This is a genomic window from Paenibacillus arenosi, assembly GCF_014841135.1.
In the GTDB taxonomy this organism is placed as follows: domain Bacteria; phylum Bacillota; class Bacilli; order Paenibacillales; family Paenibacillaceae; genus Paenibacillus_B; species Paenibacillus_B arenosi.
This window is the reverse complement of the sequence record NZ_JACYTN010000001.1, coordinates 220766-235004: the sequence shown is the minus strand read 5'-3', so window position 1 is coordinate 235004 and position 14239 is coordinate 220766. Positions and strand designations below refer to the sequence as shown.

Genomic DNA, 14239 nt, shown 5'->3' with positions numbered 1-14239 from the left:
TTTTTATAAAGTCGCCAACACTGCTCATAAGGAGGGCTACATCATGTGCGGACGCTATACATTAACCGTGACGTGGGAGGAACTACTTGCCTACTATAAGCTTGAACGGGATATCGGACTACCTCCCTTTCATGAACCGCGCTACAATATTGCTCCTGGGCAAATGGTACCCGCCATTATTCACGATGGAAGCAAGCTGCGACTAGGCCCTTTGCGTTGGGGGCTCGTCCCTTCGTGGGCCAAAGATGATAAGATGAGCTGGCGCACCATTAATGCTCGTGCGGAGACGCTTACAGACAAGCCTGCCTTCCGTATTCCTTTTCAACGTAAACGCTGTATCATCCCTGCTGACGGCTTCTACGAGTGGAAACGAGTCACCAACAATGATAAGCAGCCGATGCGTATCATACCACGCAATGGAGGGGTGCTGCATTTAGCTGGTCTATACGATACATGGCAGGATGAGCAAGGCAAGCGTATTAGCACCTGCACCATTGTTACAACGACACCGAATCGAGTGATGGAGGAGGTCCATGATCGCATGCCTGTCATTTTAAGCGAGCATCAACTACCACTATGGCTGGAGCGAAATGAAGCAGATATCCAGCAGCTTCAATCGCTGCTAGCCCCTTGTCCCAATGAATGGCTAACTATGTACCCTGTCGATTCTATGGTCGGAAATGTAAGCAATGATTCACCAGCATGCATCGAACCAACTGAAACTCCACCAATGCTGTTTTAGATCTGTTCATACTGTCTTATCTTACTGTCTGTCAATACTGTACAAATTGTACCCTTTACCCGTCATCAAGCCGTTATCCAACATTCCTGACAAGCATACATTGCTAGTAGTGAGTTCGCAGGACATCCTGCCTATTCACAAGGAGGAAAGAGCGATGAAACATAACGGCTTTACAACTAAAGACATTGACGATTTTTTAGCACAGCTTGTCCCTGAAGACAGCCCCGCCTGCTTGTCTGTTGCGTTGTGGAAACATAATCGCATTGCCTATCGATATATAAAAGGCACCTATGCATCCGTACGTTCATGGCGAGATATTACACCTAGCACCCCTTTCAATATTGGTTCGATTACGAAAGTAATCACTTCCCTAATCATGCTGCGCATGCAGGAACGGCAATTGCTGTCCTTACAGGACAAGATTGTGGATTACTTGCCCTCATTCCCACATGATGATGTCACCATTGAGCAGTTGATGACGCATACGGCAGGTTATGAAACGATACGAATTATACTATGGCCCAAATGGAACGAAAGTATGGAGGAGTTTGCAGCTCAACTAGTGCCCTTGCTGGAACGAAAATACGAACCCGGTACGAAAACGATATATTTTCCGCACAGTCATTTTTTTCTTATGCAAATTATTGAGAAAGTAAGCGGGCAAAGGATCGAGCGACTTGCTCATCGAGAACTATTTCAACCGTTAAAAATGAAGCATACTACTTATGATACGAGAAGGCTCAAACCTCGAACCTATGTGCTTCCATGTACCCCATACCTAGAGGAGGGGGATGTACGCTACGACCGTCTTCGAATAACAGGAGACAGCAATCTATACTCTACTGCATATGATCTACTTAAGCTTGCCGAGGCTTTATTGAATGCATATGGAAAGTCTCCTTTATCCCGATCACTTATTGAGCAATCACTCTACAACAAACAACATAAGCACGATCCTCATAACTCTGTATTTTTTCAAAAAGGAGCTGGTAATCTAGTTTCCTTTTTCTCACCAAGCCACTCCTCTGCTGCCGTCGGACATCTTGGATTTACAGGATGCATGTTCTGGATTGACCCTGAGCAGCAAATGGCCGGCACCATAGTTAGCAATATGCCCACTCTAAATGATGCGGCCGTGTATGCTAGCCTCAATGAAGTTTTATTGCATTGGAAAGAATAATGCTTCGAAATACTTCATCCCATAGTGGTTTTACCTCAATTTCTAAAGGCATACGAATTGCACAAATTCGCTCAGATGGACACGATTCTTCAACGATTTCAAAGTTTACTCCATCATTAATAAGCAAAATATGAAAGCTACCACGAACGAGATTAGCCAAGGCCGATTGCAGCCGATAAGCTTCATCCATTGTACCGTGCAAACGAACAAACAATAAGCGGTATCCCGAGTTGCAAATGTGAAGAAAACGAGTAATTCTCCGAATTAGTTTCTGGTGGAAAAAAGGATAAGCATTGAGATCATGCTTCATAGTGTTTAAATTTAACGCCAAGTCATGCACCAACGTAATGTCGTAATTCAGATCATGCAGCAGTTGCTCGCCTCCCTCACGCTCAATAAATGTCAAATTAGATGGCGACATAAAATTTTGAAACCTCAACTCATGCAATAGACATACATGCGGCAGTGAAGGCGATAACATCCAATCCAATACACCGCTGCATGGGCGCAAGCCATACTCTCTCAACTGAATAGCAGCCAAACATTTGCTCCCTAAGCTAAATGCGCCATCATATACGCCGCGAATTTGTTCTAATCTCACAAGTTGTCCCTCCTCTCACACCAATATATGCGCGAAGGCTACAATCAGCTTGTATCGTTGTGGCTCATTTACGCAGACACAAAAAGAACCAAGATTACCACTCTTGGCTCTTCAGCATGTTTTTGTAATCAATGATCCTTTTCACTATCGCTGCTATCCTGCACACAGCTCACACAGCTACCGGAACATCGTCCACAGTTTGAGCAGATGAAGCGTATTATTCGGATCAATTTTTTGCGCAATAATAAACTGGACAAATTGTTCTTCCTGTGTTGCAGATAAAGGCTCACTCACAATTTTTGCACCTTGGCGCAGCAGCTTCCGAACCGTTGCTGTATTTTGCAAATCTGCTTTTGTAACACCTTGAAATAATTGCTTAAGGCGATCTTTCACAACAGGATTACGTGTCTTGTCCTTCACTCGTTGAACAAGCTGTGGGCTGATACCGTACTTTTGATAACTCACGTGACCGCTACACCTCCAGCATAGTATATTGTCCACTTGTATGTGAGGTCTACAGGGGACATGGCATAGGAGCAATGACCATTGTTACATTGTATGCATATAGGCTCGTCTACTGTGCCCAGTATTGCATCTGGATTGTGCATCACTCCTATTGAGCTATGTCCATCTATACCCTACAATGGTCCTCCCACAAGGTAATCGATACCATTCATATATCGAATGGATGCCATAACAAAAAAAGCCATGCCCTCTCATGCAAGCATGAAAGAAACACAGCTTTGATTGTTAAACCTTTGTTATTAGTAACACTGGTGATTACTAATATAGTTACGAACGTGTTTCATTGTATTTCTATATGCAAATATAGAAACCCATTAATCCAATTGTTCGCCTTGGAACAATTGCTCCTGCTGTACAGCATCACGCAGCAATTGATAGTCCTGAGAAGTCCAGAAATCCTCGGAACGAATGAGCTCAGCCGCATCATCACGAGCTTGCTCCAATACAGCAAAGTCACTAGACATATCCGCAATCTTGAAATCCGGCATACCGCTCTGTTTCGTACCGAAAAAGTCACCGGGTCCTCGAAGCTCCAAGTCTCGCTCAGACAGCTCGAAGCCATCTTCTGTCTCGGTCATAATGCGCATCCGCTCTTGGCCAACCTCAGACTTCGGATCGGCAATGAGCACACAGTACGATTGATGTGCGCCACGACCTACCCGCCCCCGCAGCTGATGCAGCTGGGACAAGCCGAAACGTTCAGAATCCATCACGATCATCAAGGTCGAGTTCGGTACGTCGACACCGACCTCAATAACCGTCGTCGAGACGAGCACATGCGTCTCGTTCGCACTGAACAGCTTCATCGCTGCATCTTTCTCTGCTGCGTTCATACGGCCGTGCAGTAATCCCACCTTAAGATCAGGAAATGCCTGCTGCATCTGGACATGCACATCAATGGCATTCTGTACATCCAGCTTGTCCGATTCCTCGATCAACGGTGTAATGATATACGCTTGGCGTCCAGCTGTCACTTCACGGCGGATAAAGCCAAGTACTCGGTCCAGCATCTCATGCTTGACCCAATACGTCTTAATTGGTTTGCGTCCAGCAGGACGCTCCTTAATCGAAGAAACATCCATATCGCCAAATGCCGTAATCGCAAGTGTGCGAGGGATTGGCGTTGCCGTCATCAGCAGCACATCTGGATTATAACCTTTATGGCGTAGCACGCTGCGTTGATTCACACCGAAACGATGCTGCTCATCCGTAACGACCAAACCCAGATTGCGGAAATGGACATCATCTTGGATAAGTGCGTGCGTGCCGACGGCAATGTGTACCGTACCCATTTGCAGGGCACTCAGTACATCGCGTCGCTTACGCGCCGTTACACTTCCTGTTAATAGACCTACTTCGATACCGTGCGGTTCAAACAGCCTCGTCAAAGAGCGCATATGCTGCTCCGCCAATATTTCAGTAGGTACCATTAATGCTCCTTGATAGCCGCTGCGAACAGCAGCATACAAAGAAACGGCAGCTACGACCGTTTTACCAGAACCAACGTCCCCTTGCAGCAGTCGATTCATACACAACGGAGAACGCATATCACTGAGAATATCCGTCACAGCCTTCTTCTGCGCTTCTGTCAATTCAAATGGGAGACTGCGAACAAACTCACGAACGGTAGCATTAGAAGCGTCATGCACAACACCGTCTGCTCGTTCACGTGTTATCGCACGGAACATATGCAGCTTAAGCTGGAACAGCAGCAGCTCCTCATAGACCATACGTCGTCGAGCTTGCTTGCCAATCTCCACATTATCAGGCTGATGCATCGCTTGAATGGCTTGCTTCCGCGGCATCAATTTGTAACGCTGCATAAACGATACAGGCATAATCTCTGGGATTGTCTCACCAAACTGTACGAATGCCTGCGCCATCGTCTTGCGCATCCACGTTTGCGTAATCTTCCCTCCAACCGAATACACCGGTTGGAACGTGTCTCGACGCTGTGTGCCTTGACCCGGGAACTCCGAAGTGGACACCGTTAATTGCAAGCGGCGCTGATCCCACTTCCCAGTCAGCACAATATCTCGCCCTTGTGTAAGTTGTTCACGCAAATAAGGACGATTGAACCAAGTCGCCGTTACAAGCCAGCTTTCGATCATTACACGACATGACAAGCGAGACTTCTTGCCAAATCGCTGCATGACTGGCTCACTTACGATACGACCTTCAACTGTAATCTTATCGCCATCTTTCACTTCACTAAGCTGGCGTACCCGAAAATCATCATAACGATATGGAAAGTACAAGAGCAAATCAGCAACGGTAGAAATGCCAAAGGCGTGAAGCTCTTGTTGTTTCAAAGCGCTCACGCCTTTAATCTGTGTTACCGGAATAACGGTATAATCAATCATGAATTCAATGGCTCCGGATCAGGAGCAGCTGGGCGAACGAACACCGCAACGGTTCCATGTCCAACATGTGTGCCAATAACGGCACCAATACGTGTATATTGAACAGATCGAACGTCGAATTGAGACTTCAATTCTGCAACAACCGTATCCGCTGTAGATTTCTCGGTGGAGTAACCAACTCCAACATCTACAGGCTGATCACCAAAATGCTCTTTGTACATTTCCAACACACGCTGAAGCAACCGCTTCTGCCCGCGTACTTTCTCAACTGCATAAACCTCGCCATCCTTGTCAATCGACAAGATTGGCTTAATATTAAGCAGCGTTCCGAGCATAGCAGAAGCTTTCGCTATGCGACCGCCCTTTTGTAGATACTCAAGTGTATCTACAAGGAAGTAAAGCTTCTGCTCCTGCTGCAATTGAGCAATTCGAGCCAAAATAGCATCCTTATCGTATCCAGCTTGAGCTAGCTTAGCAGCTTCTAAGACATAGACCCCAATACCGAACGAAGCGGACTTCGAGTCAATGACCGTTACGTCCACTTGCTCTTCTTCCAACATACTGCTCGCAAGCAGTGCTGACTGGTACGTTCCACTCATCGCTGCGGAGAGATGAATAGAAATGATCGCACAATCTGGTGATTGTGCCTCAAGACGCTTATAAACTTCCAAAAACTCAACCGGAGAAGGTTGCGATGTCGTCGGTAGCTTCGAAGCGTTCGCTAATTTTTCATAGAATTGGTCTGGGTTGATCGTTACTGCATCTTGATACATTTCATTGCCGAAATGCACTTTCAGCGGAACCATCTCAATGTTGTAACGCTCCCTTAATTCCTGGGGAATGTCCGCTGTACTGTCCGTAACTATACGTACGTTGGCCATGTTTTGACTCCCTTCCGATGCTTATAACCAGATTCTATTCGATCGAGATTAAATAGGAGTAAATCGGTTGTCCACCTTCATGAACTTCAACCTCAGCATCTGGATAATGCTCTTCAAGCCATTCTACCAGCTTCGCTGTATCTTCTTCCTTCGCATCTTCACCCGTAAGCAAGGTAATGATTTCGCCACCGTCTTCCATCATCTTCAGAAGGAGCTGCTGACAAGTTTCTGTCAAGTCCTCTGTCGTAGCTACAATCTTACCGCCGGAAATACCGATGAAGTTACCAGCTTTAATCTCCAAATCATCGAATGTCGTATCACGTACTGCGTATGTCAATTGACCGGATTTAACATGTGCAATTGCATCCTTCATTACTTCGATGTTCGTTTCTACACTTTCTTCTTCTTGGAAAGCAAATGCAGCCGAAATTCCTTGCGGAATCGTCTTCGTTTCCAATACCGTTACTTCTCGCTCAACGATCTCAGCAGCTTGTTTCGCTGCCATAATGATGTTCGAGTTGTTCGGCAAAATGAAGATATGTTGTGCAGAGATGTTATTGATCGCTTCCACAAAATCTTGCGTGCTCGGATTCATCGTTTGTCCGCCGGACAATACAATATCTATACCCAAGCTGCTGAAGATATCCGTAACACCTTGACCCATCGCAACAGCAATAAATCCATATGCAGCAATCTCATCCGCTGGCGGTTCAGCCATAACAACATCAGCTGCACTTTCATGAACAGGCATATCAGCGAATACATCTGGCATTGCAGACAATTCGCCCTCATGTTCAAGCAATTCGCGATGCTGTTCACGCATGTTCAAAATATGAATGCGGATCAATTCTCCGTACTGCATAGAAAGATCAAGCACTTCGCCTGGTTTGCGAGAATGTACATGGACTTTGACGATCTCATCATCTTGGATAATGATAATCGAGTCACCATTCTTCGCTAGCGCTTGCTCATACACATCCTCTTGGAACGGACGTCCCGTGCCACGAGAAAGATCGATAAAGAATTCCATATCGTACAAGAATTCGATATCCTCAGTATCCAGCTTCGCTTGCGCAGAAGTATGCTTGTCCGCTGCCTTCAGCTTCTCAAGTACAGATAGATCTGGTGCTGCAGGTGTTGCAACAGCAGAAGTTACAGAAGCAACATCTGATCCACTGAACTCCTCAATAGCACTCATAAATCCTTCATAAATATAAACAAGACCTTGACCGCCAGAGTCTACAACTCCAACCTGCTTAAGGACAGGAAGAAGATCAGGTGTCTTAGCAAGGGCTTCATTTGCCTTTGCCAATACCTCACGCATCAGGTCAGCAACGTCTGGTGTGCGGCGCGCAATATGTACCGCATGCTTCGCTGCCTCTTTGGCAACGGTAAGAATCGTACCTTCAACAGGCTTAACAACCGCCTTATAAGCAGTATCAACACCTGCTTGAAGTGCATGTGCAAACTGAACAGCGTTAATCTCATCCAACCCTGCTACCCCACGGCTGAATCCGCGGAATAACTGTGATAGAATAACGCCTGAGTTTCCTCGTGCACCCATCAATAGACCTTTAGACAACACTTCTGCAGTCTTAGAGATAGATGGGGACAATTTGCCTTTCATCTCTGTAACTCCAGCAGTCATCGTCAGATTCATGTTCGTACCTGTATCACCGTCCGGTACCGGAAATACGTTAAGTGCGTTAACGTACTCGGCATGGCGGTTCAATAACTCAGCACCACTTAGCACCATATTGGAAAAATGTGTTCCATTTAATGAACGAATGTTCAACGAATATTCCCCTTCCTAGCTTAGTACACGCACGTCCTGCACAAAGATGTTCACTTGCTCAACCTGAAGCCCGACTACCTCGTTCAACACATACTTTACTTTAAGTTGAATGTTGTGCGCTACTTCGGAAATCTTCGTACCGTAACTTACGACAATGTACAAATCTATATGCACATGATTGTGTTCGCGGCGAACTTCGACACCGCGTGACAAATTCTCACGTCCTAGCAGTTCTGCAATGCCGTCCTTCAGTTGCTTGCGTGAAGCCATGCCCACGAGACCGTAGACCTCCATCGCCGCCGAACCTGCAATAACCGCGACGACTTCTTCGGAGATGTTTACTTTCCCTAGTTCCAATCCAAGTTCGATGGCCATGGTTGGTTCACTCCTTTTTTTTGAGTATTATGGACTAATCATTATTGTACTATAATAGAAAAAAGAAATAAACAACCCAAATATATAAAGTTTTCGTTTCAGTTGACGAGCCAAATCCGCCTATGGTATGATATTGGAGTATTTGAATTGAGCAAATGAACGTATGCATTGGTTGCTTTTTGGGGATAAAGGAGGTGTTAAGCATGGCTCGCAAATGTTTTATTACGGGGAAGAAAGCAGGCTCCGGTAACAACCGTTCTCACGCGAACAACAAAACTCGCCGCTCTTGGGGAGTAAACGTGCAGAAGGTTCGCATTTTGGTTGATGGTAAACCTAAACGTGTTTACGTGAGTACACGTGCTTTGAAAGCAGGTAAATTGACTCGCGTCTAATACCATGCACCATATACAAAAAGCACCTGGTCTTCCAGGTGCTTTTTCTCTATTCACTTACCCTCTTTTCCCCTGCTGCAGCTAGAGCGAATCCCGCCATATAAGCTGCCACTTCACTAAACAACAAACAACACGTTTCCGCCCCGTACGAACTAGATTACAATCAAGTTGGATGGAATGACAACGGAGTTCGCCATATCGCCGCCTGGAGCATCAATTTTTATGAAACGTGTTTAAAATGGCTTTGACGAATCCCCCCAAAAACTTCGGCAGCTTAAATGTATAAAACTTCATCCATTTCCACCCTCCTCGCAATTCTCAGTTATCCTTAAACAGTGAGCCTCACTATCATAGCCACAAAAAAAGGTTACATGAGACCTTACCTCATGTAACCATCATATGCTGTCGGTTTCCCTCGTATGCTTGTCTACCCTTTCAAATAAATCATAACCATCAAATTAAGCGTTAATAGACAGCTTTTTTGTGTATTCTACCATGGCCATCAAGACGAGAAATGCGAATAAATAAAAGATAGACAGCACAACAAACGTAATGCGCATGCCTCTCGTTTCAAACTTGCGGAAGAACCACACGCCTACGAAAAAAGCACCTAGCGAAGCGATTAAATTATACGGGAATGGAATAAACGCATACCATCCAATTAATGACCCACAAAGAAAGCTCGTTGCTCCCAATGTTAAAGCTTGCCGCCAGTTCAAGCCCCTCTCCCCCTTTAATTGGTCATTACTTGCCTTCAGCTGCACGGCGGATTGCTGCAATCGCAGCTCCGCGATCAGATTGACCATATACAGCACTTCCTGCTACAAGAACGTCTGCTCCTGCCTCTGCTACTGCTCTAGCTGTTTCTGTGCTAACGCCACCATCTACTTGGATATGCATCGCTTGATTGCCCTTAGCATCTGCTAGACTGCGCAGGCGGCGAATTTTATCTAATGTATTGGAAATAAACTTTTGCCCGCCAAAGCCCGGATTTACAGTCATGACAAGTGCCAAATCAAGATCTGGAATGACTTCTTCGATAGCTGCAAGAGAAGTATGCGGATTAATCGCTACTCCAGCCTTAGCACCAGACTCTTTAATTTGATAGATGACACGGTGCAAATGGGAACATGCTTCCGCATGCACGGTAATGATATCTGCTCCCGCCTTCGCAAAGTCTGCTACATATTTCTCAGGCTCTACGATCATCAAATGAACGTCCAGCGTCAACTTCGTCAAAGGACGAATCGCTTGAACCGCAATTGGACCGAATGTTAGGTTAGGCACAAAGCGGCCATCCATCGCATCGATATGAATCCAATCCGCGCCGCCGCGCTCGACATCAAGCACATCTTCCCCTAGACGTGCAAAATCTGCTGATAAAATAGAGGGTGCAATACGTATCATCTTAGTTAGTACCTCCGCTTTTTGTCTTTCATTTCTTCCATAAAGAGCTGATAATGCTCGTATCGGGATGACGAAATATCGCCTTCCTCCAACGCTACCTTCACGCGGCAGCCTGGCTCATGCGTATGCGTACATCCGCGGAACTTGCATGATTCAGCATAGGTGCGAAACTCGCGGAAACAGCTAGCAAGCTCCTCTACACCGAGTTCCAAGAAGTCCAGTTGGCTAAATCCTGGTGTATCAGCAATGTATCCTTCCCCTGTCGCCAGAGGAATAAGTTCCACGTGCCGAGTCGTATGCTTACCGCGCCCCAATCGGTGACTGATTGCATTCGTTTCTAGAGAAAGCCCAGGGAACATCGCATTAAGCAGCGACGATTTACCCACGCCTGACTGTCCGGCAAAGACGCTAATATCATCAGCCAGCAGCTCTGACAGCTTATCATAGCCCCAACCTGTCTTTGAACTTGTTTCGATCACATCGTAGCCAATGGAACGATACAGCGCAACCGCATCCTTCAACTTCGATTCTTGCTTGCTGAATTGTTCATCAGGCAAGTCCGAGATTAAATCCCACTTCGTTAGTACAATGACTGCATCAAGTCCAGCATGTTCAATATGTACTAAGAACTTGTCCAACAATTGCGTATTCAGATCAGGCTCTAATACGGAAAATGCTAATATCGCAAGACTAACATTGGCGATTGGAGGACGTATAAGCTCGCTATGGCGCTCATCGATGCCTTCCACTGTACCTTCCCCATTGTCAGTCATTGAGAAGTTGACACGATCCCCCACTAGGGGGGATATGCCCTTCTTCTTGAATACGCCTCTCGCTCGGCATTGAACGACTGCATCCATCGACTCACCGTCTGGGCGCACATAGTAATATCCGCTCAGAGCTTTCACGATCAAACCTTTTGGCATCACTTAACCTCCATGCCCAGCATGTTCACCATCCTGGGCATTTTCATTATCTGACTCAGAGGACTCACCCTCGCCTCCACTTTCCCCTTCACTAGGAGGAGGACTCTCGCTGCCCCCAGTAGGCTCACTTGGCGCTGAAGGCTGAATCTGAGGAATCGGCACCGTACCTTGCTTCACATCCACATAAGTTACGGGGTAGGCCCCCAAATATTCACCATCTCGTTCGACGGATACAACTCCATCCTTCCTTGGATCTACGACAAGATCAACACTGAATATTTGTGTCGTACTGATCTTTCTTTTTTCCAATTTTACGTTCTCTCCACGTGCGTCGGTATACTTAATTTCAATCGTACTCAGTTTACCTTCTTCCTTAGGAGGAACCGGAATTTGGAGGCTGTATTCCACCGCGTCTTTAGGATATCCAGCACTTACGTATATGCTTACTTCCATTCCTCTTGTAACAAGCTCATTCGGATAATAAGGCATCTGCTTAATGACTTGACCTTCTGGCAGATAGCTCTTCTCATCAATTATTCCGTCAGGCTGCTTCAACTTCAAGCCAAGCGATTCTATTTTGGCAATGGCTTCTTCCTTCGTAGAGCCGACTAGGTTCGGCATTTTGAACGATTCCTTGCCTTTGCTCACTTCTAACGTTACTGAGTCTTTGAGCGGGTCGATATTTTCTCCAGCTCCTGGTGTCATCGACACTACCGAATCTTCAGGCACGTCATCACTAAAGACAGGTTTACGGTGAACACGCTTGCTGTCAAATCCCATATCCAGCAGCATCTTAACTGCATCGTCATAAGGTTGACCAATCAAATTCGGCAGCGGCTTAGCAGGCTCGCCTTCACTAACGGATATTTTAATAGAGGCGCCTTCCTTCACTTTTGTACCTGGCGCTTTACTCTGTTCGTATACAATTCCTTTTGCAACACCTGCTTGCGGCTTGCGAATAATAGGATCTTCCAGCACAAGCTTGAATTTCTCCAATTCCGCCTTCGCCTCGGATTCCGTCAAGTTCACTAATTCAGGGACGCTAATCTCCTCAACAGCCAGCAAGCTTTTTACATAAAATACAACACCGATCATAATAGCAAGGAATACCAATGTTAATGTAATCCATAATGTTGGTTTAACCCATTTTTTCTGTACTGGTGCGGTCGAAGATGGTGGTGCGGATTGCACAGCTCCCACTCCTTCCTGCATACTCCCTCTAGGGGCCAAAGACTGACGTGTATTGGCAGTCGATGAAGAACTACCAATCGATGGCTCAGACTGATGATCAAACCCTTTCGTCTCCACGTATCTTCCTGCAGACGCGCCCGTTTGCGTATCTGACGGAAGAGCATCTTGTTCATAAGGAAGGCGAATAGCCGGCATAACACGCGTCTCTTCGTGATCCCCGTAATGATAATTAGGAGAATTAGGAGACACGAATTTTACTTTGGATTCACGCAAACGTTCAGGCTGGAGAGCCGTTTCTAGATCACGCATCATTTCCGCTGCAGACTGATAACGTTCATCCGGATTTTTACGCATTGATTTTAAAATAACGTTCTCCACACTTTGCGGAATACTCGGATTTAATTCACGAGGCTCCTCAAATGGCTCCTGCAAATGCTTAAGCGCAACGCTAATAGGGCTCTCTCCTAAGAAAGGAAGCTGGCCTGTCAGCATTTGATACAGAACGATGCCTAATGAGTAGAGATCGGACTTCTCTCCTGTTGAAATGCCCTTCGCATGCTCAGGTGAAAAATAATGTACAGAGCCTACTACGGATCCTGTTTGTGTAATCGTCGAAGACGTTACAGCTCTAGCAATACCGAAATCCGTTACTTTCACGCGACCATTTGAACCAATTAAAATGTTATGCGGTTTAATGTCACGATGAATAATATGATTGTGATGGGCATGATCAAGCGCATCGCAAATTTGAGTCGCAATGCGAATGGCTTCTTCTGACTGAAGCGGAGCCCGTTCTTTAATAATCTCATTTAAATTCTGGCCATCGATGCATTCCATGACGATATAATGCACTTCATCCTCTTGTCCAACATCATAAATGCTTACGACATTGGGATGGGATAATGATGCGGCCGATTGTGCTTCGCGTCGGAAGCGGCGCACGAATTCCTCGTCATGTACGAATTGCTGACGCAGCACCTTCACAGCTACGTAGCGATTCAGCAGTACATCCAGCGCTTTGTACACAAGCGCCATGCCACCCTCACCAACACGAGCAATAATTTCATATCGACCTGCTAATGTAGTTCCTATCACGAGTTCCACCCCACTTTCTCCGCAACACTTGCTTGAGCTTGGGCAAGAATCACCGTAACGTTATCATCTCCACCAGCTTCTACCGCCTGTTCAATTAATCGATCTGCAATCACTTCCAGCGGCAAAGATGGATCAACAATTGTCGACCATATTTCTTTCGTACTAATCATATTCGTTAAGCCATCGCTGCATAGAAGCAGTGTTTCATCTTGTTCCACACGAAGTGGCGCTACATCCACGCGCACACGAGCGTCCGTACCTAGCGCACGGGTAAGCACATTGCGACGTGGATGATGATTCGCTTCTTCCTGCGTAATTTGCCCTGACTTCAATAATTCATTGACGAGCGTATGGTCATCGGTGAGCTGCCGAATATGTTGCGGGCTAATGATATAAGCACGGCTGTCCCCAATATGAGCAACCGTTCCTTCATCCTGTTGAAGCAGCGCAGCGACAATCGTCGTTCCCATGTTGTTGTACTTCTCATCTTGCGATGCAATATGATAAATCGTATCATTTGCTCGAAAAATAGCACTTTTCAAAGCATCTTCTCTATCCTTCTCATCTAACTCAGAAGGTAGCTGTCTCAGCTCATTTACAACGGTTTCGACGGCCAAGCGACTTGCAATATCACCAGCTTGATGTCCCCCCATGCCGTCAGCGACGATAACGAGCGTGTAGCCGTTAGACAGCGTCGCTGCATAAGCACGATCTTCATTTACTGCGCGTACTTTGCCGATATCAGAACGGTGCACAGCCTTCATCT

Annotated in this window: 15 protein-coding genes; 3 read left to right on the top strand and 12 right to left on the bottom strand. The window is 46.1% G+C overall.

The genetic code is table 11. From position 1 onward, the window contains the following. The first annotated feature begins 43 nt into the window (after positions 1-43). Both IFO66_RS01060 and IFO66_RS01055 read left to right on the top strand, forming a co-directional pair. A complete protein-coding gene (locus tag IFO66_RS01060) occupies positions 44-742 on the top strand; it encodes an SOS response-associated peptidase (RefSeq protein ID WP_192023362.1) in 699 nt (232 codons plus the stop codon). A 154-nt stretch (positions 743-896) separates the two neighbouring features. Continuing rightward, positions 897-1922, top strand: coding sequence for a serine hydrolase domain-containing protein (locus tag IFO66_RS01055; protein ID WP_192023361.1), 1026 nt, complete (start codon positions 897-899; stop codon positions 1920-1922). Here the strand turns inward: IFO66_RS01055 and IFO66_RS01050 are convergent. The 6 genes from IFO66_RS01050 to IFO66_RS01025 form a co-directional block, all read right to left on the bottom strand. Next, a complete protein-coding gene (locus IFO66_RS01050) occupies positions 1891-2523 on the bottom strand; it encodes a DUF1796 family putative cysteine peptidase (RefSeq protein ID WP_192023360.1) in 633 nt (210 codons plus the stop codon). The genes IFO66_RS01055 and IFO66_RS01050 overlap by 32 nt on opposite strands. 177 nt (positions 2524-2700) lie before the next feature. Next, positions 2701-2988, bottom strand: coding sequence for a stage VI sporulation protein F (locus IFO66_RS01045; protein WP_192023359.1), 288 nt, complete (start codon positions 2986-2988; stop codon positions 2701-2703). A 374-nt stretch (positions 2989-3362) separates the two neighbouring features. Next, a complete protein-coding gene (recG, locus tag IFO66_RS01040) occupies positions 3363-5411 on the bottom strand; it encodes an ATP-dependent DNA helicase RecG (protein ID WP_192023358.1) in 2049 nt (682 codons plus the stop codon). Next, positions 5408-6292, bottom strand: coding sequence for a DegV family protein (locus tag IFO66_RS01035; protein WP_192023357.1), 885 nt, complete (start codon positions 6290-6292; stop codon positions 5408-5410). The genes recG and IFO66_RS01035 overlap by 4 nt, the downstream gene beginning before the upstream one ends. A gap of 34 nt (positions 6293-6326) precedes the next feature. After that, positions 6327-8048: a DAK2 domain-containing protein gene (locus IFO66_RS01030; RefSeq protein ID WP_192023693.1), complete on the bottom strand. Its 1722-nt coding sequence runs from the start codon at positions 8046-8048 to the stop codon at positions 6327-6329. Between the two features lie 54 nt (positions 8049-8102). Then, complete coding sequence (locus IFO66_RS01025; protein WP_192023356.1) at positions 8103-8462, bottom strand: Asp23/Gls24 family envelope stress response protein; 360 nt, start codon at positions 8460-8462, stop codon at positions 8103-8105. Between the two features lie 203 nt (positions 8463-8665). Between IFO66_RS01025 and rpmB the strand changes: the two genes are divergently transcribed. Beyond that, positions 8666-8854 carry a 50S ribosomal protein L28 gene (gene rpmB, locus IFO66_RS01020; protein ID WP_028595726.1) on the top strand — a complete coding sequence of 63 codons (189 nt, stop codon included), beginning with the start codon at positions 8666-8668 and terminating at the stop codon, positions 8852-8854. Between the two features lie 213 nt (positions 8855-9067). Here rpmB and spoVM read toward each other — a convergent pair whose 3' ends face one another. The 6 genes from spoVM to IFO66_RS00990 all read right to left on the bottom strand — a co-directional run bounded on the left by spoVM (position 9068) and on the right by IFO66_RS00990 (position 14237). Further along, on the bottom strand, positions 9068-9148 hold the full coding sequence (spoVM, locus tag IFO66_RS01015; protein WP_018751565.1) for a stage V sporulation protein SpoVM: 81 nt from the start codon (positions 9146-9148) through the stop codon (positions 9068-9070). 164 nt (positions 9149-9312) lie between these two features. Beyond that, positions 9313-9660 carry a hypothetical protein gene (locus IFO66_RS01010; protein WP_225445404.1) on the bottom strand — a complete coding sequence of 116 codons (348 nt, stop codon included), beginning with the start codon at positions 9658-9660 and terminating at the stop codon, positions 9313-9315. Beyond that, entirely contained in the window at positions 9599-10261 is a 663-nt protein-coding gene (rpe, locus tag IFO66_RS01005; protein WP_192023355.1) for a ribulose-phosphate 3-epimerase, read from the bottom strand. The genes IFO66_RS01010 and rpe overlap by 62 nt, the downstream gene beginning before the upstream one ends. Positions 10262-10266: 5 nt before the next feature. Further along, positions 10267-11187, bottom strand: a complete 921-nt coding sequence (gene rsgA, locus IFO66_RS01000) for a ribosome small subunit-dependent GTPase A (protein ID WP_192023354.1) — start codon at positions 11185-11187, stop codon at positions 10267-10269. A 3-nt stretch (positions 11188-11190) separates the two neighbouring features. Continuing rightward, positions 11191-13473 (bottom strand): Stk1 family PASTA domain-containing Ser/Thr kinase, encoded by a 2283-nt coding sequence (gene pknB, locus IFO66_RS00995; RefSeq protein ID WP_192023691.1) that lies wholly within the window; start codon positions 13471-13473, stop codon positions 11191-11193. Then, the gene (locus tag IFO66_RS00990; protein ID WP_192023353.1) at positions 13470-14237 is read right to left on the bottom strand and encodes a Stp1/IreP family PP2C-type Ser/Thr phosphatase; all 768 of its coding nucleotides are present in this window, start codon (positions 14235-14237) and stop codon (positions 13470-13472) included. The genes pknB and IFO66_RS00990 overlap by 4 nt, the downstream gene beginning before the upstream one ends. Between the last annotated feature and the right edge of the window lie 2 nt (positions 14238-14239).